Below are 20,269 nucleotides of genomic sequence, written 5' to 3'. Positions count from 1 at the left end.
GCTAATTGAATGTGTGCCAGTGGTCATATTTCCAATATTCACAAAGAAAAAGCAGGAAAATTAGCAGAGTTTAAAGAATAGGTAAGCATAGGATTATGATAGAAAAGATGATAGAATAGAAGTATCCGATCCTGGGTCACAGTGATCATAGATTATATGTATAGATAGATGGATATGCGTCCGATGTTGCATGACAGAAAGCATTATGAAAGGCAAAACTTATTCCAAGAACGATGCAATTGAAGGGTCGCTTATTGAATAAGAAGCACCTGCAAAGACTGTGGGAGCTATTACGAAACTAGGTGGTAATCTGCGGAATGAAAGAACAATTTTCGAAGTTGTTTGGTTTGGCGGAGCGCAATAACGGAGATGAGATCAAACAGATTCCGGTTAATGAAATTGTGAGCAGCCCATATCAACCCCGTACTATTTTTGATGATGATAAAATTGATGAGTTGTTGCAGACGATCAAAACACATGGCGTCATTCAGCCTATTGTCGTTCGCGTGCGTAATGGATCATATGAGATTATTGCCGGGGAACGTCGCTGGCGTGCAGTTCGAAAACTGGGTTTGGATACGATTCCTGCTATTGTGCGTGAATTCAACGATTCTCAGGCCGCATCCATTGCACTGATTGAGAACCTGCAGCGTGAAGGATTGACTTCAATTGAAGAAGCCGTCGCTTATCAGAAGCTGATCGACTTGCATCAGCTGACACAGGAAAGTCTTGCGCAACGACTCGGCAAAAGCCAGTCAACCATTGCCAACAAAATCCGGTTGTTACAGCTACCGGATGGCATTAAGGCTGCATTGATGGAACGCAAAATTTCTGAACGTCATGCAAGAGCATTACTTTCTCTCGATACGGAAGAACTGCAGATGAAGTTGCTCGGTGAGATTATTGAGAAAGAATTAAACGTGAAACAGACAGAGGCACGTGTTGCCTTCTACAAGGAATCTTCCAAGATCAAAAAATCCAAACGTATTTCTTTCACCAAGGACGTTAGACTTGCACTGAATACGATTCGCCAATCCATTGATATGGTAACTGGCTCTGGTCTGGATATCAAAACAAAAGAAGCAGATCATGAGGATCATTATGAGATCGTTATCCATATTCCCAAACGTAAATAATTGAAGCTTATGGCGGCAATGGGCCGCTTTTTATGTCTATAAAGCAAGACAGGTCTGACATTTTAAAGGTCGGTATAGTGATGGAACGGTAGTTGTTGTTTGTGTGGACGATAGCCACCTGCTTTTTGTTAACAATATCTCACAACCTACAAGAAAAGACTCCTATTTTATTTGAGGTGAAGTAATTGTCTAAGATTATGGCCGTAGCAAATCAAAAGGGCGGTGTGGGGAAAACGACGACATCTGTTAACTTGGGTGCAGGACTGGCTTCACTCGGGAAAAGAGTATTGCTTGTCGATATTGACCCTCAGGGGAATACAACCAGCGGAGTTGGAATCAATAAAGCAGATGTGGCTAATTGTATATATGATGTCATCATTAATGAGGTTCCTCCTCAAGAAGCGATTGTGGAGACTCAGATTGAAGGTCTTCATATCATACCTGCAACGATTCAGCTTGCCGGAGCCGAGATTGAATTGGTGTCCACGATATCACGGGAAGTTCGCCTGAAAAAATCACTCGCCATGGTGAAAAAAAACTATGATTACATACTGATCGATTGTCCACCATCCCTTGGCATGTTAACGATCAATTCGTTAACCGCTTCCGATTCGGTGATCATTCCGATCCAGTGTGAGTACTATGCACTTGAAGGATTAAGTCAATTGCTTAATACGGTTCGTTTGGTACAAAAACATCTGAATACATCCCTGCAGATTGAAGGGGTATTGCTAACGATGTTTGATGCACGGACCAATCTGGGGATACAGGTTATTGAAGAAGTGAAAAAGTATTTTCAACAAAAAGTATATCAAACGATTATTCCGCGTAACGTACGGCTTAGTGAAGCGCCATCTCATGGTCAATCCATTATTACGTATGATCCTCGTTCCAGAGGGGCGGAAGTGTATCTAGAGCTCGCAAAGGAAGTGATTTCTTATGAGTAAGCGGCTTGGAAAAGGTCTTGATGCCCTCATTCCTTCGCTTTCAATTAATGACGATGATAAAGTCGTAGAAATCCCGATTAGTCAACTGCGGGCTAACCCCTATCAACCACGTAAAGTATTTGATGAGGGCGCAATCCATGAACTGGCTGAGTCCATTCGTCAGCATGGTGTCATACAACCTATTATAGTTCGTCCTGTATTAAGAGGTTATGAGATTATTGCTGGAGAGCGACGGTTCAGAGCATCACAATATTGTGGTAATGCCACTGTACCGGCCGTAGTCCGCAACTTCAGTGACCAGCAGGTAATGGAGATTGCATTGATCGAGAACCTGCAACGGGAGAATCTGAATGCGATGGAAGTTGCAGTTGCTTATCAGGGGTTAATGGATCAATTCGCGTTGACTCAGGAAGAGTTATCTGTAAAAGTAGGTAAATCACGTTCTCACATCGCTAACTTCTTGCGTCTGTTATCCTTGCCGGAAGAAGTGAAGGACCATGTTTCACGTGGAACATTATCCATGGGACATGCACGTGCCATCGTAGGTATTAAAGATGAGGTTGTAGTGAAGCAGCTTGCCAAACAAACCATTGATCAGCAATGGAGTGTACGTGAGTTGGAGGAAGCTGTTCAACAACTGGATCGTTCCAAAACAGGTGAGGCTAAAGCCAAGTCAAAATTGAAAAAGAAAGATCCATTTATTGATACGTTGGAAGAATCTCTGCGTGAACGTTTCAAAACAACAGTGAAAATCAAGCACAATAAAGATAAAGGTAAAATTGAGCTCAACTACTACAGTCAACAGGATCTGGAACGGCTATTGGAATTGTTACAATAACAGTCGGTCCAAGATTCATTAACAACATGCGGGGCTTACTCATGTCATGACATATCGCCTCTGTACCATGGAGAAACGATATGTCATTCTTTGTTTACAAGGTCATATACGTAGTACGTGTAGGCGAATTATTAATTTTAGGGACAGAGGTGGTTGTGAGGTGGAGGGAATTATCTATCTGGATCATGCAGCAACATCTTGGCCCAAACCACCTGCTGTCGGTGATTCGATGCTGAATGCCATGGAGATTGCAGGGGCTAATCCGGGCAGAGGAAGCCACCGAATGGCTGTTCAAGCAAGTCGTGTACTGTTCGAGGCGAGAAAATCTGTATCTGATATTTTTGGAATCAAAAATGCGAATGATATTGCCTTCGGATCAAATACGACAGAAGCCTTGAATCTGGCTATTCAAGGTTCGCTCCAGGAAGGCGATCATGTGATTGCCACCATGGTTGAACATAACTCAGTTAGACGTCCACTGGAGTACATGCGCAGACTCCGAAATGTGGAGATTGATTATGTAACTGTTAATGCTGCGGGAGCCATTGATCTGATGCAAATGGAACGTATGTTTCGTTCAAATACGAAATTAGTGGTATGTACACATAGTTCCAATCTCCTTGGCAGTATTCTTCCTATTGGAGAAATTTCGCTTCTGTGTCGTAAACATCGGGCGATTTTATTGGTAGATGCGGCGCAGAGTGCTGGGGTTATGCCTGTGAATGTCCAACAATTGGGCATTGATATGTTGGCTTTTCCAGGGCATAAGGGACTGCTTGGACCCCAGGGTACAGGAGGCTTGTACATTGCTCCTGAGCTCGATATAGAGCCTTTGCTTCATGGGGGCACAGGAAGTCAATCAGAAGCTCTGGAGCAGCCCAAGGTGCGTCCTGATCGGTATGAAGCGGGGACACCCAATACAGTCGGGATCGCAGGGTTGAATGCGGGCGTGAAGCACGTACTGGAAATGACACCAACGTTTATCTACCAGCATGAGTGGGAACTGACCCAACATATGATGGACGGTTTGTCATCTGTTAAGGGTATTCGCATGCTTGGTCCAGAGATTGGACAGCCACGTACTGGATTGGTATCTTTTACTGTGGATGGGTATGATTCAGCACAACTCGCCTTCCGATTAGATCGGAATTATGGGATTGCGGTTCGCTCCGGTTTTCATTGCACACCGCTTGCACATGAATCTGCTGGTACAACCGCTACCGGAGCAGTAAGGGCAAGTGTGGGATACAATTCAACTCGAGAAGATGTGGATGCGCTCGTTAAGGCAGTGTTGGAATTGACGGGGGCAGACTAGATTATAGTTGAAATGTTGAACTCATTTGGTAGTGTGCTGCTGTGTGATTAAGCTTAGGGATATCGGGTTGATTTATAATAAATGATAATATTACAGACAGACGTTAATCTGATCAAAAATATAGAGGGGTAGTTGCACTTACATGGCTGAATTAAACGAGCTGATTCTGGAACAGCTGTTATGGATTATTGGCGGAATGGCATTACTTACGGTGATCTTGCTGATTGTGAGTATTGCTCAAGGAGCAAAGTTACGAAAGTTTAAACGTAAATATGAAGCCATGATGGCTGGCAGTGGAGTAGAGGACCTGGAGTCATTGCTGATTAATCTGAAAATTCAGATGGACAGCATTGAGGATGAACACAAACTGCAAACGAATCAGCTGCAAGTTGTCATGCAAAAGCTGACCCGCATTCAAGGTAAAGTTGGCGTGAAAAGATACAATGCCTATGGAGAGCATGGCAGTGATCTGAGCTTCTCCATGGCCATGATTAACGACAGCCAGGATGGCATGATCCTTACGGGGATATATAACCGTGACGGTTCTTATGTATATGCAAAACCTCTTAAAGGGGGAGAGTCCGCTTATACTCTGTCCCCAGAGGAAAAGGAAGCTATTACTCTGGCACAGCAAGCAGAGTAGAACGTGTATGCCATTCCCGAATGGCCGAATACAGACTGCTGGATATAATCTCGGACATGCGCATAACGAGACTGAGCCGTGTGTTCTGTAGAACAAAGTATTCCATAAAGCCGCCGACGTTAACGATACCTGTCAGATGGATATCGCCGACCGGCGGTAATTCTTTATTTACTCCCGCACCTGGTTTGAGTGGGCCATTGACGACTTGAATGCATCCTACACTGGATGATTGTCCTAGACAAGCATCAATGCCAATCACATAAGGGTTATGGTGTGTTTTTTGTATATTGTGAAGTGTATCCTGCAGGTTCATCGCATGGACGGGTTCATCCAAGGTACCATAGAGATGGAATAAAGGGCTGTCCCACTTGGAAAGGGCTGATCCGACCAGAGGACCAAGGCAGTCGCCTGTTGAGCGATCAGTGCCGATGCAGACGATCACTACATTTTGCAGAGAATGGGCTTTATAGAGATGGAACATTAACCGATGGGTAATGGCGGAGTGAATGCCTGGATCGGTATGGGGGATTTTCAAACTGGTCATGTCTTGTGATGAAAAGGAACGCGAAGTAGGATTCATAGGATCTATCCTTTCCCTTGGAATAGTAGTAACAGTATATGGAAAGGTAGAGCGTTTTATACTTCACGAGGACAAGCTTTTTCTCCAAGGTTAAACGTATGGCGAAAGGAGCCGGACATGGACGAATGGATTAATGATTGGATGCTGATTGCATTTGATTCAACCCAGCAGGCCCTGCGTGCTGAAATGCTGCTGGAGTTTGCGGAGATAGAAATCGACTTGTTCCCTACGCCAAAAGAAATTACAGCAGGGTGCGCGCTGTGTATCCAGTTTCCAAAAGAGGATCTGGAGCGAGTGCAAAAGATCATTCGTAACGAGTTCGTAGAGATCCGGGGCCTCTATTTCAAAACAGAAGACAGCTATGATAACATACCGATGTAGAGGAGGCATGCTGGATGTTGCCATTTCAATTTGCTCAAGGAGGAAGTAGTGACACCACTGGTGCTTTGAATGAAGCCCTTCGTTGGACAGATAAAGTCTGGAACAGAATTGCAGATCCCGATATGTGGCTTAACATTATGTTCAGCTCCATCCGTATCATCATTATTTTTATCATCACCCGTATTGTTATTAAGGTGGTATATCGCATTATAGATCGTTCCATGGAACGCAAGCAGGAAGGCAAGATTCGCGTAAATCCGCGCAGATTCGTAACTGTAGGGGAACTATTGAAAAATGCGACCTCCATAACATGTAATTTTATTATGATTCTGCTACTGTTATCTGAGATCAATATCCAAGTTGGACCGCTACTCGCGAGTGCAGGTGTGCTAGGGCTTGCCATTGGTTTCGGTGCACAGGGTCTGGTCAAGGATGTGATTACGGGTTTCTTCATTATATTGGAGGACCAGTTCGCTGTGGGGGATGTTATACAGACGGGAACCTACAAGGGAACGGTTGAGGTGATCGGACTTAGAACAACCAAACTGGTCAGCTGGCAAGGTGAGGTGCACATTATCCCGAACGGGACGATTGCAAGTGTAACGAACTACTCCATGTCGAATTCGCTGGCTGTAGTGGATATTCCGATGAAGGCGGACTTAACTCTCGATGAGTCGGTACAGCTAGTGAAGAAATCTTTGGTCGGAATCGAAGAGCGTGACCTAAATATTGTGAAGGTGCCGGATGTGCTCGGTATACAGTCGATGTCCACATCAGAGTACGTGGTGAGGATCGTAGCTGAATGTATGCCCAACTCCCGTGCTTCTGTGGAACGTCAGATTCAGGGCGATGTGAAAAAAACGCTGGAGTATCGTGAGTTGAGTCATCAAGCAGCATTGGAACAGGCAGCAGCTTTGGATAAAGATGAGGGGGATGGCACAGGTGGAGCGTAAAAGTTTCCAGCTTGGGGATATCGTGCAGATGAAGAAGCAGCATCCCTGTGGCAGTAATGAAATGGAGATCATTCGTATGGGTATGGATATTCGGATCAAGTGTGTCGGTTGCAAACATAGCGTATTGATTCCAAGAGCAAAATTCGAGAAAAACATGAAGAAAGTATTGCGCTCAGCCGAAGAGTCCACTGAATCATGACCTTGAAAATAATAGGGGCAGGGTGCTCAAAATAACGTTTACATGCAGGCCCCGCATGAGTGTTGCGTTCTGTAAATGATCATGCTATAATCATTATTGCTGCGGAAAGGTACCCAAGAGGCCCAAGGGGGCTGACTCGAAATCAGTTAGGCGTGTCACAGCGTGCGTGGGTTCGAATCCCACCCTTTCCGCCACTTCATTTACAATTTACTCAATATACATTGAGTTTTATAAAAAAGATCGTTAATAAGACTTCCCATTAGGGAAGTCTTTTTTGGTATAACGTTTTATCGAATATGTATTGAACACGTATCCATATCAGATACATCAACAATGATTAAAGTCGAAAAATAAAGAGCCCCGAAGGGCTCTTTATCCGGCGGTGCATTTGTTTGTTAGGAAACAATCGGTCGTAACAATCAGAAACTTGGTGTACTGCACGTAGCAATACGCGTGCTTCAGACGAAGGGCCTTACAACACATAACCACTTGCTTCTTAAATTACGTGATGAATCTCCAACAGCGAATGATCGGCTTCGTTGTCCAACGGAACCACACCTCTCTCGTGCACCGCCTAATTGTATTATGTGCTTTATTCCGTATTGTATACATGGATTGTGAAAAAAGTATTGCGATTAATGGACGCGGGCTTTGGTCAGCTTCTTCCACTTACGATTTTGATTGCTTGTTTCGGGAAATGCTTCACCTTTTTGCAGTGTAACCCGCTTTGGATTCTGAATTTCCGTGACAAAGCTTTTTTCCCCAACTTCCGTGTACTCTCCATCGTTTGGGGCTTTGTCTCCTGGTTCAAACTCGGTTTTTTCACCCATGATAAAACCTCCTCTGCAGATTATGTTACTTTGTTGCTTTTGTAGTGTGCTCCATAGCCGGGCTGATCATGTGCCAATATGTACAGGGAACGTTTGCTTGCACTTTGACTCGGTATTTGTTATATTAATATAGTTCGAGTTTGTGCTCGTTCCTTGCTCTCAACCTGGATTGAGGGCCAGAGTCCATAAGGAGGTGAAAATTATGCGCAAATATGAAGTGATGTACATTATTCGTCCTGACATTGAGCAAGAAGTTGTTCAAGCTACAGTCGATAAATTCCAAGGCATCATCTCCAATGGCGGTGGTGAAGTTACAGCTCACGACGTTATGGGTAAACGCCGTCTTGCGTATGAGATCAAGAAATTCCGTGATGGTTTTTATGTTCTGGTACATTTCACTGCTGAACCAGCAGTTGTAACTGAACTTGAGCGTCTCATGAAGATTTCTGACGAAGTAATTCGTTATCTCATTACCAACGACGTTAAGTCTGCTTAAGACAACTCGTGATTAACGCACCAATACGCTCTGAAGGAGGGGATTACATTGTTGAACCGTGTCATTCTGATCGGACGGTTAACCCGGGATCCTGAGTTGCGTTACACTCCAGCAGGAGTAGCAGTTACGCAATTTACTTTGGCAGTGGACAGACCGTTTACAAGCCAAGGAGGAGAAAGGGAAGCCGATTTCATTCCGGTCGTAACCTGGAGACAGCTTGCCGAGACCTGTGCAAACTATTTGCGCAAAGGACGCCTGGCTGCAGTCGAAGGACGCATTCAAGTACGGAACTACGAGAATAACGAAGGAAAACGTGTATACGTGACCGAAGTTATTGCTGATAATGTTCGTTTCTTGGAGTCAGCTAACCGTGATAATAGCGGTGGCGGCGGTGGGCAACCAATGCGTGAAGAGCCTTCTTATGGAGGCGGCGGACGCGCGAACAATAACAATAATTCGCGTAGCAACAATCAGGATCCTTTTTCTGATGACGGAAAACCGATTGATATATCGGATGATGATTTGCCATTTTAACATGAGCTGATACTCTTCGGAGATATGGGTTACATGATAGGAAAGGACTGAAAAGCATGGGCTTCAAGCAAAGAGAAGGCGGAGACAACGATAAAAGACCGGCACGTCGTGGCGGCCGTAATAAACGTCGTAAAGTGTGCTTCTTCACAGCTAACAAAATTACTCACATCGATTATAAAGATACGGACTTGCTTCGTAAATTTATCAGCGAACGTGGAAAAATTTTGCCACGCCGTGTAACAGGTACTAGCGCTAAATATCAACGCATGCTGACGATTGCAATCAAACGCTCCCGTCAAATCGCATTATTGCCATACACAACTGAGTAGTATATACTCAGCTTGCATACGAAGCAGTCGGCTCATAGCCGGCTGCTTTTTTGTATTTATACAATAAAATAACATGCTCACTCTGGCTAATATGAGATTCCAAAACTATGGTGATAGAAGCATTTAAGGCTCAAATGAATTATAATAGAGTCTAATCTACTGAAAAGGCTCAGTTCGCAGAAATAGCTATATTTCAGAATAATCACCAGGAGTGGATATGAATACATCAAAGCGTAGAGGCAAACAGAGAAAAAAGAGAAGTCTGAAAACCTGGATTCTAGCAACTCTTTTACTTTCCATTATATATGTATGGTTACAGCAAAAAGGTGATATAGAAAGCATGTGGCCCGGGACAACGATTCAAGAGGTTGTACCGATTACAGGCCTTCATCCTGTGGTAGCAGAGAATGAGAAATTATTGGTACGGAAGGCAGCGAGACGAGGAATAGAGATGGTTATTACCCACGGCTACCGAAGTTCTGAGGAGCAAGACGCACTATTCAACCAAGGACGCTCAAGTGCAGGTAATATCGTTACGAATGCGCGTGGTGGTGAGTCATATCATAACTATGGATTAGCTATTGATTTTGCATTGAGGACGCCTGAGGGTGATGTGGTGTGGGATATGGAGCGAGATGATAACGGGAATGGCAAGGCAGACTGGATGGAAGTTGTAGATCTCGCCAAAGAGTTAGGTTTCACTTGGGGTGGAGACTGGGCTAACTTTCCGGACTATCCTCACTTACAGATGGATTTTGGCTTGAGTATCAATGAGTTAAAACGTGGTAAAAGGCCTCCTGAAACTTCCTAAAACAATTGTTTATATACAATGAAATGAATAAATATTAACTAAGCTCTGCATTTTGCAGGGCTTTTTTCTTTCTTTTGTAAAATAAATGATAAAAGATGACAATTTGGTCTTTACATTAGCAAATAAATAAAACTATACTATAATAACTAGATTTTTTACTTTGATCGCACATATTATTTCAAATATAAGCATGGTAGCTCCAATTGAATAAATTTCAGCTATAGTTCGAGATATAATCAACACTACTAAATGTAACATTTACCTCACGTTAATTTAAGAAACTCTACCCTAATTAAGAGATACACATACAACTGATGTAACTACTATGTTATGTATATGTTAAATTGACCAATTGCCTATGTGCACCTCACATCTAAAAACATGAAAATAATTCCCCAAATCCTTGCTATATGCCTTTATAATATTACTAATATCCAAATCTGTAGTATAAAAAACATTTATACCAAAAATCTCAAAATAAGCATTGACGTTAGCTAAAATTACACGTATGATTACATTAATTATTTTGCTGTATAATTCCACTAGGAATTATCAACATTAATTGACCAATGGTCTAAATATAAGTCTCTTAAACTAGTTTCTCCTAATGATTTGGTATTTTGTATAAGCTATTGTTCGTTATCTTCAAGAACTTGGAAATATACAGTGGATGCATTCCTCTACACACGAATACAATCTACGGAAATTATGGGGTTAGGGTGATTGATTTGAATACAGAGCTATTGGAAGTCAGAAATCTAACGACATCATTCAGAATTGAAGATGACTATTATGCAGCAGTGGATCACGTTAACCTTAAGGTGAAAAAAAATGAAGTGTTGGCGATTGTAGGTGAATCCGGGTCAGGTAAAAGTGCTTTTGCATTCTCTCTTATGGGTTTGCATAACAAAGCAAAAATCGAAGGCCAGATTCTCTATAAAGGGCAAGATATTGCCAACATCTCTCCAAACAAGTTGAACAAGCTACGCGGTAAAGAAATGGCTATGATTTTTCAGGATCCATTGTCTGCGTTAAACCCTCTAATGATTATTGGTGAACAGATTGAAGAGATCCTTACACTTCATCAGTCTAAGCTGTCTTCCAGAGAGAAGAGAGAGAAGGTTATTCACTTATTGAATCAGGTAGGGATTCCACGTCCCGAACAAATATACAAGCAGTATCCCCACGAATTATCTGGTGGTATGAGACAGAGAATTGTCATCGCCATTGCGATTGCTAACAAACCAGAACTACTCATAGCCGATGAACCAACGACGGCGCTTGACGTTACCATTCAACTACAGATTCTGGAGCTGATCCGAGATCTGAAGAATGAAATTAACGCAGGCATTATTCTGATTACACATGATTTGGGTGTTGTGGCTGAGATGGCTGATCGCGTTGCCGTTATGTACGCAGGCGAAATTGTTGAAATCGCAGATATCTTCACATTGATGAACGATGCGAAGCATCCATATACCCGCTCATTGTTGAATTCTATTCCCACCCTGTCTGAAGAAAGATCCAAATTACATGTTATCCAAGGCATCGTACCATCACTCAAAAATCTTCCTCGCAAAGGGTGCAGATTCAAAGCCAGAATTCCATGGATTAGTGAATCGGCTCATGAAGAGAACCCGCAGATGCATGAAATTGCACCAGGTCACTTTGTACGGTGTACCTGTTACCAGCACTTTCATTTCCCTGACCAAAGCGGAGGAGGAATAACATAATGGCATTACTCGAAGTAGAAGGGCTCAAGATACACTTTCCGATTCGCGGGGGGTTGCTTAAACGGGAAATCGGCAGTGTAAAGGCTGTTGATGATGTGAGCTTCTCCATTGAACAAGGACAGACTTATGGACTGGTTGGCGAATCAGGTTCAGGCAAGACGACAACAGGCAGAGCCATTATTGGGCTGAACCATGTCACTGACGGAAAAATTCTGTTTAACGGCAAAAACCTGGCTACGGAGCGACGTAAAAACAGACAGCTCCAGCGGGATGTACAAATGATTTTCCAAGATCCATATTCATCATTGAATCCAAAGAAGCGGGTTATCGATATCATCGCTGAACCGTTTCGTAACTATGAGCGTCTGACAGCGACCGAGGAGAAAAGACAAGTAAGAGAATTACTTGAAAAAGTTGGTCTGAGTCCGGAGTCCATCTACAAGTATCCGCATGAATTCTCAGGGGGGCAGCGGCAACGAATCGGCATTGCACGGGCTATTGCACTGAAGCCGAAGCTGATTATCGCGGACGAACCTGTCTCTGCACTGGATGTATCAGTACAGGCTCAGGTACTTAACTTTATGCAGGAGATTCAAAAAGAATTAAATCTGACGTATCTGTTCATCAGTCACGATCTGGGCATCATCCGCCATATGTGTGATCAGATCGGAATTATGTATAAAGGTCGATATGTGGAACAAGGTACAACGAATGATATTTTTGAGAATCCGCAACACATCTATACCAAACGTCTGATTGCTGCCATTCCGGATATGGACCCAACCAAACGAGAGGAAATGGTAGCCTTCCGTCAACAGGTCAAGTCCGAGTATGAACATTCATACCGAAATTTCTTTGATGAGGAAGGGCTTGCATACTCGCTCCAATCCATTTCCGATACTCACCGAGTAGCTCTACCTCAGAAAGGTTGAAGGCCATATGTGGAAAACGATAGTACGCAGAATTATCATAATGATCCCTCAGATCTTTTTACTAAGTCTTTTGGTCTTTCTGATGGCCAAGGCCATGCCGGGTGATGCACTAACCGGATTGCTTGATCCAAGCGTTGATCCCAAAGCGTTGGAAGCCCAGCGAGAGAGACTGGGATTGAATAATCCCTGGTACGTGCAATATTGGGACTGGATCAAAAACGCCATCCAAGGTGATTTTGGACAATCTTTCCGCTTCAAAATGCCCGTTACGGACCTGATCGGTCAACGTGTAGCAAACACGTTCTGGCTCGCACTGGCGACACTTGTACTGACTTACCTGATTGCTATTCCACTGGGTATCATCAGTGGTCGTTACAACGATACCTGGTCTGATCGGTTGATCACTGGTTACACCTACTTGGGCTTCGCCGCTCCATTGTTTATCTTCGCACTGGTGATGGTATGGATCTTCGGATTCCATTTCGGCTGGTTCCCGACGGGAGGAAGCGTTGCGCCAGGACTTACACCAGGCACATTCAGCTACGTAATGAGTAAGTTCTATCATCTATTATTGCCGGCATTATCCATGGCACTGATTACAACGGTATCTACCGTTCAATATTTGCGTAGTGAAATCATTGATATCAAGCATAAGGAATTCGTTATTACTGCGAGAGCCAAAGGGGCTTCAGAATCCAGGATCTATAACAGACATATTTTGAGAAACTCGCTATTACCTATCGCCGCATTCTTCGGATATGAGATTACGGGGCTTATCGGTGGTACCGTATTTATCGAAAGCATATTCAGTTATCCAGGTATGGGGCAGTTGTTCCTGAATTCCATCTCATTGCGTGACTTCAGCGTTGTGACTGCACTCGTATTGTTATATGGCGTAGCTTCCATTCTCGGGGCATTGCTGTCTGACATAATTCTGGGAATTGTAGATCCACGTATACGGATCAAGTAAGAACTTGAAGATTTCGGGGTGAAAACAAGATGAGCAAGGCCAACGAGGTAGTTGTAACTTCACAAAAAGTTGATAAAAGCCCCTCCAGTTTGAGTATTTTATGGAGGGAGCTTGTCAGAGATAAGGTGGCACTAATCTCGCTCATTTTCTTGGGCTTGGTCATGTTGCTGGTGTATGGCACGTCTCTCATTCTGAATCAGGATGATATCGTACGCGTGGATCTGTTTGCCTTATATGAACCACCTTCTGCACAATATTGGCTTGGAACAGACTATGGGGGTCGTGATGTATTTGGCCAACTGGTCATTGGTACACGTAACTCGCTGACTATTGGAATTATCGTAACGTTAATGACTGGCTTCATAGGTATCTTAATTGGCCTTTTATCCGGTTACTTCGGTGGAATGATAGACAACCTGTTTATGCGTGTTGTTGACTTCTTCATGATCCTTCCGATGTTGATGATTGTTATCGCGTTTGTTACGGCAGTACCGAAATACAATATCATCTCGTTCTCTCTAATCATGACGGCGTTTCTCTGGATGGGTATCGCCAGATTGATTCGTTCTAAAGCATTACAGGAACGGGAGCTGGACTATGTAAAAGCTTCAAAAACATTGGGCTCTTCTCATCTGAAGATTATGCTCTCACAGGTTCTTCCGAATCTGAGCTCCATTATCATCGTAACGATGACATTGAATCTCGCTGCCAACATTGGCCTCGAATCAGGGCTGTCTTTCCTCGGGTTTGGTTTTCCCGAAAGTACGCCTAGTCTTGGAACACTCGTAAGTTATGCACGTAATCCGCAAACCCTGGAATCCAGATGGTGGATATGGCTACCCGCATCAGTACTGATCCTGGTATTGATGTTGAGTATAAATAATGTCGGTCAAGCCCTAAAGCGTGCGACTGATGCAAGACAAAGAAGAGGTTAAAAAAAGGGAGGAAAGGTTCATGAAAAAGGGATTATTTTCACGGGGACTATTTTTCACGATGATGTTGGTCTTTGTATTGGTGCTCGCAGCGTGCTCTGAAAAAGAAGCAGCTACTCCAGCTCCTGCTACCAACAACACAGAAGAGGGAAAAACGGAGGAAAAACCTGCTAATGAAGAGGGCGTTTACTCCATTGAAGACTTCAACAATGTCAAAACGAATGAAGGTACTGCGATCGAAGGTGGATCAATTACATTCGGACTTGTATCGGATACTGCTTTTGAAGGTACACTGAATTTCAACTTTTATTCCGGTAACCCTGATGCACAGGTTCTTCAATGGTTCGATGAAGGTTTGCTGACTTGGGATAAAGACTATGTGTACACCAATGATGGTGCTGCAACATATGAGACTTCCGAAGATGGTAAAACGTTCACACTGACTATTCGCGACAATGTAAACTGGCATGATGGTAAGCCGGTAACGGCTGAAGATCTGCAGTTTGCTTATGAAGTTATCGGTAACAAAGCGTATGATGGTCCACGTTACGACTCCAACTTCACTAGTGTAGTGGGTATGGATGAGTATCATGCTGGAAAAGCAAAAACAATCTCTGGTATTAAGGTGCTGAGCGACAAACAAATCAGCATTACGTATAAAGAATCTACTCCGTCCCTGCTGACAGGTGGCGTGTGGACGTACCCACTCGCTAAACATATCTTCGGAGATATGGATGTAGCAAAAATGTCTTCTTCCAAAGAAGTACGTGAAAAACCAATTGGTTTTGGTCCATTTAAAGTGGATGTTATCACTCCAGGTGAGTCTGTAACTTTTGTTAAAAACGATGACTACTGGCGTGGAGCTCCAAAACTGGATAGTGTAACTCTGAAAGTTATCAACCCGACAACGGTTGTTCAAGAACTGAAATCTGGCGGGGTAGACCTCGTGGATGCCTTCCCGACAGATCAATATAAAGACAATGCTAACCTGTCCAACGTAGAATTCCTGGGCGCAATCGATCGTGCTTATACGTACATCGGTTTCAAACTGGGAACGTGGGATGAAGAGAATGGAAAAGTTAAAAGCAATGCTGAAGCAAAAATGGGCGACAAAAACTTGCGTAAAGCAATGTGGATGGCTGTAGATAACGATCAAGTTGGTAAACGTTTCTATAATGGCCTGCGTTGGAATGCAACAACTCTGATTCCACCGTCTCACCCAGAATTCCATGATGCCAGCAATCCAGGTGTAACGTATGATCCAGAAGCAGCGAAAGCTTTGCTTGATGAAGCTGGTTACAAACTGGATGGTGAATTCCGTACCAATCCGGATGGAACACCACTCGAAATCAACTTTGTATCTATGACTGGTGGGGACACAGCTGAACCATTGGCACGTTATTATGTTCAATCATGGGCAGCTATTGGTTTGAAAGTAAACCTGGAAATGGTTGAATTCAACAGCTTCTATGACCGTGTAGGTAACACAGGTAAAGATGATCCGAACATTGATGTGTATCAAGCCGCATGGGGTGTTGGTATTGACGTAGATCCATCTGGCCTGTACGGCCGTGATGCACTCTACAACTTCTCCAGATTCTCCAGCGAAGAGAATGACAAATTGCTGGCACAAGGTATCTCTGCTGAAGCATTCGATGTAGACAAGCGTAAAGAGATCTACAATCAATGGCAGCAATACATGGTAGATGAAGTTCCTGTATTCCCTACACTGTATCGCGCAGTTGTAGCACCAGTTAACAAACGTGTAATGAACTACGCGATTGGCGATGGAACAGGTGTTTACCTGAGCGACTTGCAAGTGAATGCAGAAAAAGCAGTTGTAGCTGAGTAATCCTTTCTTCCAGTAGTAACTGTAAGGATTGGGGTCCTTTAAGAAGTCGGTTGCTAGATTATGATGAAGAATTCTCCTGGGAAATTGAACTAAAGTGTCTTTACAAACATGGATTCTGTACACTCTGGCATGGGTGTATGGGGTTCATGTTTTTTTTGTAACCAAAAAATAAAAAAAATTTAACTTTTTTTCAAAAAAGTGCAGACAAAATGCCTCTTCACTTCGTCTATATAGGTAAGAGGTGATCATCTTATGAAAAAATGGTGGAAACGGGCAGGTATGCTGCTGGCTCTACTGCTCATTATATATTTGGGTGTAAAACCGGACATGCTGGTAGGCAAACCGGGAATTAAAGCTGAATCCGCGGTATTAATGGATATGAACTCCGAACAGATCCTAATGGATTTTAACGGCTCCGAAGAGATTGCTCCTGCAGGCGTTAGTAAGTTGATGACAGAACTGCTTGTGATGGAAGCCGTGATTAAAGGAGATATAAGATGGGACGATCTAGTTAATGTGAGTTTGTATGCCAGCTCTGTGGGTGGTAGTCAACTGACCCTGAAGCAGGGAGAGCAATTCACCGTTCAGGAATTATTCGAGATCGTGGCTGTCTATTCAGCCAATGATGCAACTGTCGCTCTGGCAGAACATATCAGTGGTTCAGAGCAGAAGTTTGTGCAGCAGATGAATCAGAAAGCTTCTCAGATCGGGTTGTCTGAAAATACACAATTCACGAATTCAACGGGCCTCAGTGAAAAGCTGCTTGGTCCTAACCGTCCGATGGAAATACAAGGGCAAACCTTAATGACGGCTATAGATGCATGCAAACTTGCGCGATATCTGCTGAATAACCATCCCGAGATTTTAAGAATCTCCAGTCAAATGCAAGTCTCCATGCATCAAAAAGGGATGTACATGAGCAACACGAATTGGATGTTGTCCTCCATTGGTGGGCCTTATGCTTATGATGGGAATGACGGATTGAAAACCGGATATGATGAAGAATCGGGATATCACTTTGTGGGGACAGCTGAACGTGATGGCAAAAGACTGATTTCAGTTGTTTTTGGGACGGATACCCGTGAAGGGCGTTTTGTGGAGACACGAAAGTTGTTCAACTATGGATTTTCGGGCTCAAAATAAAGAGTGGACATGGGCTTGCTCAGAGAGACATCTCGCTGTTAACTTATGGTTAATCATGGTAAAATGACTTACGTATAATTCCATATTAATATGTAATTCACTTTAAAGGGGGAGATTGTTTGAACGCAATTAGTAAAAAGGTATACGCTCTCACGCTTACCATGGCTATGTCCATCGCACTGATTCAACCGGCTGTCCAGGCGGCCGAAGCCGTTAAACCTACAGCCTCTGTCTCGGAGGCAATTGCTTCCAAGGCAACACAAACACTGCAACAACTCGGATACATAGATGGTACGACAGATGGCATGGCCCAATTAACGGCTCCAATCACTCGCGCGGAGGCAGCAATCATTTTGCAACGGGTACTTCAACTGGATGCGCCTGCATCACTCAAGGGTTTTGCAGATGTTTTGCCAGAGAATGAAGCTGCGCCTGCCATCTACGCATTAAAACAAGGCGGATTTATTCAAGGGAAGGCCAAAGGATATGCCCCGGATGCTCCACTTACACGCGCCCAGATGGCATCGTTGTTCACACGTGCATTTGAACTGAAGGATAACGGAATCCAAGTCGTATACAGTGATGCCGATCAGATCCCAGCTGTGCATGCGGATGACGCTGCGCGCGTGAAACAGCATTTTATTATCGAAGGTAGCGCATTTAACGCCAAACAGTCAGTCACCCATGGGGAATTCGCTGATGCACTATATCTGGCGCTTGGACTCGATGTGAAATCGGATGGTCTTACTCCTCTGGAAGACTTCTTCAAACAGCCTGCTCAGGCAGGGTTCCAGATGTCCCCGGACGGTAAGCATCTTGCTTACCTGGAGCCGTGGAACAACCGCATGAATATCGTAGTTACTGCAAATGGCCAGGATAAGCCTGCACGGATTACGAGCGAAACAGAACGTAATATTGCAGGATTTGCTTGGGCAACCAATGAAAAGCTGCTCTATGTACAAGATAAGGCAGGCGATGAGAATTACCATATATATGTCACGGATATCGATGGTAAAAACAGCAAGGATCTGACGCCATATCCTAACACAAGAGCCATCCTGGTAGATCCGCTTGAGAATATTCCGGATGAAATCTTGGTAGGCATGAACAAGCGTGATCCGCGCATTTTCGATGTGTATCGGATTAACATCAAGACAGGGGAGGCTGTACTTGCTGCAGAGAACCCGGGTAATATTACGGGCTGGCTGACGGATCACGAAGGTAAAATTCGTGTTGCCGTGTCCAGTGATGGCAATGTGTCTTCGTTACTGTATCGTGAATCGGAGGACAAAGAATTTGAGCCGCTTCTGACAACGAAGCTTGGAGAGACTTTTGCGCCAGTCATGTTCACGTATGATAACAAAAATATCTATGCGATATCCAACTTGGAGCGAGACAAAACGGCGATTGTCGAGTACAGCCCAAGCAGCAAAAAGGTAACCAAAACCATCTATGAAAATAAAGATGTGGATGTAAGCAACTTCGTACCTTCCAAAGAAAAGGGTACTATTCTTGCTGCTATATATGAGACAGATAAAGTGAACTATGAATTCTTTGATCAAGAGTTCAAAACATTAATGCAGGATATCAAAGCGAAAGTGCCAGGCAAGGAAGTTAGTATCGGTAGCATAAGTAAGGAAGGCCAAGTATTGTTCGTAGCGTATAGTGACAAAGCAATGGGAACGTATTATTTCTATGATTCCAAAACAGGCAAACTCGATAAACTGGCTGATGCTGCACCTTGGATTGATGAGAGTCAAATGGCAGATATGAAGCCTATTACGTATAAGTCACGTGATGGTCTGACCCTTCATGGTTATCTAACATTGCCTCAAGGAGCTGAGACTTCTAACCTGCCTTTGGTGGTTGTTCCACATGGTGGTCCTTGGGCGCGTGATTCATGGGGCTTCAATCCTGAGACTCAATTCCTTGCAAGCCGTGGTTATGCTGTTCTTCAGGTCAATTTCCGTGGTTCCACGGGATACGGCAAAGAATTCCTGGATGCAGGTAATAAAGAGTGGGGCAAAGCGATGCAGAACGACCTCACAGACGGTGTGAATTGGCTGGTTGAAGAGGGGACGGTTGATCCAAAACGAGTAGCCATATATGGAGGCTCTTACGGTGGATATGCCGCTCTGGCAGGACTGGCTTTCACACCGGATGTCTATGCTGCTGGCATCAGCTATGTGGGACCTTCCAACATCTTCACCCTTCTTGACTCACTTCCACCTTATTGGGAGTCTGAGCGTAGTATGTTCTATGAACGTGTAGGAGATCCCGTGAAAGACAAGGAGCTGTTAACAGCGATTTCACCTCTCTTCCACATCGATCAGATGAAGGCTCCATTATTCGTGGTTCAGGGCGCTAATGATCCACGTGTCAAACAAGCCGAGTCAGACCAGATTGTTGAAGCATTACGCAAGCGTGGAGTTGACGTACCCTATATGTTAAAGACCAATGAAGGTCATGGCTTCGCAAATGTGGAGAATCAGCTTGATCTGTACCGTGCGATTGAGAAATTCCTGAATCGTCACCTGATGCAGCCATAATACGTTAGGCATGAGGGCTGTCCCGCAGGTTTTATCAAACCTGTGGGCAGCTTTTTTTATCGGAGCAGAGGTAAAATGAACCATGTAACCTTATTATTAAATTGACATATGGATTTCTTTTGTTTTAAAATGACCAGTGAGTCATTAATATTCAATTCGGTTTAAT

Annotated in this window: 21 protein-coding genes and 1 tRNA gene; 20 read left to right on the top strand and 2 right to left on the bottom strand. The window is 43.8% G+C overall.

Going from position 1 to position 20,269, the window contains the following annotated elements:
• Positions 1-317 precede the first annotated feature (317 nt).
• The 5 genes from noc to MKZ12_RS30025 all read left to right on the top strand — a co-directional run bounded on the left by noc (position 318) and on the right by MKZ12_RS30025 (position 4,879).
• The gene (gene noc, locus MKZ12_RS30045) at positions 318-1,136 is read left to right on the top strand and encodes a nucleoid occlusion protein (RefSeq protein WP_253442288.1); all 819 of its coding nucleotides are present in this window, start codon (positions 318-320) and stop codon (positions 1,134-1,136) included.
• Between the two features lie 185 nt (positions 1,137-1,321).
• Complete coding sequence (locus MKZ12_RS30040; RefSeq protein WP_024629525.1) at positions 1,322-2,083, top strand: AAA family ATPase; 762 nt, start codon at positions 1,322-1,324, stop codon at positions 2,081-2,083.
• On the top strand, positions 2,076-2,921 hold the full coding sequence (locus MKZ12_RS30035) for a ParB/RepB/Spo0J family partition protein (protein ID WP_339238899.1): 846 nt from the start codon (positions 2,076-2,078) through the stop codon (positions 2,919-2,921). The genes MKZ12_RS30040 and MKZ12_RS30035 overlap by 8 nt, the downstream gene beginning before the upstream one ends.
• Positions 2,922-3,081: 160 nt before the next feature.
• A complete protein-coding gene (locus tag MKZ12_RS30030; protein ID WP_339258139.1) occupies positions 3,082-4,236 on the top strand; it encodes an aminotransferase class V-fold PLP-dependent enzyme in 1,155 nt (384 codons plus the stop codon).
• 142 nt (positions 4,237-4,378) lie between these two features.
• Positions 4,379-4,879, top strand: a complete 501-nt coding sequence (locus tag MKZ12_RS30025) for a DUF4446 family protein (RefSeq protein WP_062836527.1) — start codon at positions 4,379-4,381, stop codon at positions 4,877-4,879.
• On the opposite strand, the gene yyaC is transcribed toward MKZ12_RS30025, so the two are convergent.
• On the bottom strand, positions 4,854-5,459 hold the full coding sequence (yyaC, locus tag MKZ12_RS30020; RefSeq protein WP_036611957.1) for a spore protease YyaC: 606 nt from the start codon (positions 5,457-5,459) through the stop codon (positions 4,854-4,856). The genes MKZ12_RS30025 and yyaC overlap by 26 nt on opposite strands.
• A gap of 117 nt (positions 5,460-5,576) precedes the next feature.
• Here yyaC and MKZ12_RS30015 point away from each other — a divergent pair, with 117 nt between their 5' ends.
• From MKZ12_RS30015 to MKZ12_RS30000, 4 genes are all read left to right on the top strand, one after another.
• Positions 5,577-5,840: a DUF3343 domain-containing protein gene (locus MKZ12_RS30015; protein WP_017691427.1), complete on the top strand. Its 264-nt coding sequence runs from the start codon at positions 5,577-5,579 to the stop codon at positions 5,838-5,840.
• Positions 5,841-5,854: 14 nt separating this feature from the next.
• Positions 5,855-6,793 carry a mechanosensitive ion channel family protein gene (locus MKZ12_RS30010; protein ID WP_339258137.1) on the top strand — a complete coding sequence of 313 codons (939 nt, stop codon included), beginning with the start codon at positions 5,855-5,857 and terminating at the stop codon, positions 6,791-6,793.
• Positions 6,783-6,992, top strand: a complete 210-nt coding sequence (locus MKZ12_RS30005) for a DUF951 domain-containing protein (protein WP_339238893.1) — start codon at positions 6,783-6,785, stop codon at positions 6,990-6,992. The genes MKZ12_RS30010 and MKZ12_RS30005 overlap by 11 nt, the downstream gene beginning before the upstream one ends.
• 103 nt (positions 6,993-7,095) lie before the next feature.
• Positions 7,096-7,186 (top strand) — tRNA-Ser (locus tag MKZ12_RS30000).
• A 441-nt stretch (positions 7,187-7,627) separates the two neighbouring features.
• On the opposite strand, the gene MKZ12_RS29995 is transcribed toward MKZ12_RS30000, so the two are convergent.
• Entirely contained in the window at positions 7,628-7,822 is a 195-nt protein-coding gene (locus tag MKZ12_RS29995; protein ID WP_036611947.1) for a YjzC family protein, read from the bottom strand.
• A gap of 202 nt (positions 7,823-8,024) precedes the next feature.
• Between MKZ12_RS29995 and rpsF the strand changes: the two genes are divergently transcribed.
• From rpsF to MKZ12_RS29940, 11 genes are all read left to right on the top strand, one after another.
• Entirely contained in the window at positions 8,025-8,318 is a 294-nt protein-coding gene (gene rpsF, locus MKZ12_RS29990) for a 30S ribosomal protein S6 (protein ID WP_036611944.1), read from the top strand.
• 48 nt (positions 8,319-8,366) lie between these two features.
• Positions 8,367-8,852 (top strand): single-stranded DNA-binding protein, encoded by a 486-nt coding sequence (gene ssb, locus MKZ12_RS29985; protein WP_307218987.1) that lies wholly within the window; start codon positions 8,367-8,369, stop codon positions 8,850-8,852.
• A gap of 56 nt (positions 8,853-8,908) precedes the next feature.
• Positions 8,909-9,181: a 30S ribosomal protein S18 gene (gene rpsR / locus MKZ12_RS29980; RefSeq protein WP_017691433.1), complete on the top strand. Its 273-nt coding sequence runs from the start codon at positions 8,909-8,911 to the stop codon at positions 9,179-9,181.
• Positions 9,182-9,398: 217 nt separating this feature from the next.
• On the top strand, positions 9,399-9,992 hold the full coding sequence (locus MKZ12_RS29975) for a M15 family metallopeptidase (RefSeq protein ID WP_339258135.1): 594 nt from the start codon (positions 9,399-9,401) through the stop codon (positions 9,990-9,992).
• Positions 9,993-10,720: 728 nt separating this feature from the next.
• Complete coding sequence (locus tag MKZ12_RS29970) at positions 10,721-11,725, top strand: ABC transporter ATP-binding protein (protein ID WP_339258133.1); 1,005 nt, start codon at positions 10,721-10,723, stop codon at positions 11,723-11,725.
• Positions 11,725-12,657, top strand: a complete 933-nt coding sequence (locus MKZ12_RS29965) for an ATP-binding cassette domain-containing protein (protein WP_339238889.1) — start codon at positions 11,725-11,727, stop codon at positions 12,655-12,657. Before MKZ12_RS29970 ends, MKZ12_RS29965 begins: the two co-directional genes overlap by 1 nt.
• Positions 12,658-12,664: 7 nt before the next feature.
• Complete coding sequence (opp4B, locus tag MKZ12_RS29960; protein ID WP_253442276.1) at positions 12,665-13,627, top strand: oligopeptide ABC transporter permease; 963 nt, start codon at positions 12,665-12,667, stop codon at positions 13,625-13,627.
• 29 nt (positions 13,628-13,656) lie between these two features.
• The gene (locus tag MKZ12_RS29955) at positions 13,657-14,562 is read left to right on the top strand and encodes an ABC transporter permease (protein WP_253442274.1); all 906 of its coding nucleotides are present in this window, start codon (positions 13,657-13,659) and stop codon (positions 14,560-14,562) included.
• Between the two features lie 19 nt (positions 14,563-14,581).
• Entirely contained in the window at positions 14,582-16,411 is a 1,830-nt protein-coding gene (locus tag MKZ12_RS29950; RefSeq protein WP_339238887.1) for an oligopeptide ABC transporter substrate-binding protein, read from the top strand.
• A 252-nt stretch (positions 16,412-16,663) separates the two neighbouring features.
• The gene (locus MKZ12_RS29945; RefSeq protein ID WP_339238886.1) at positions 16,664-17,554 is read left to right on the top strand and encodes a D-alanyl-D-alanine carboxypeptidase family protein; all 891 of its coding nucleotides are present in this window, start codon (positions 16,664-16,666) and stop codon (positions 17,552-17,554) included.
• 119 nt (positions 17,555-17,673) lie between these two features.
• Positions 17,674-20,103, top strand: a complete 2,430-nt coding sequence (locus MKZ12_RS29940) for an alpha/beta fold hydrolase (RefSeq protein WP_339258131.1) — start codon at positions 17,674-17,676, stop codon at positions 20,101-20,103.
• Positions 20,104-20,269 lie beyond the last annotated feature (166 nt).

This window comes from Paenibacillus sp. FSL R5-0713, assembly GCF_037973325.1.
Classification (GTDB): domain Bacteria; phylum Bacillota; class Bacilli; order Paenibacillales; family Paenibacillaceae; genus Paenibacillus.
This window is presented reverse-complemented; position numbering and strand designations above follow the sequence as displayed.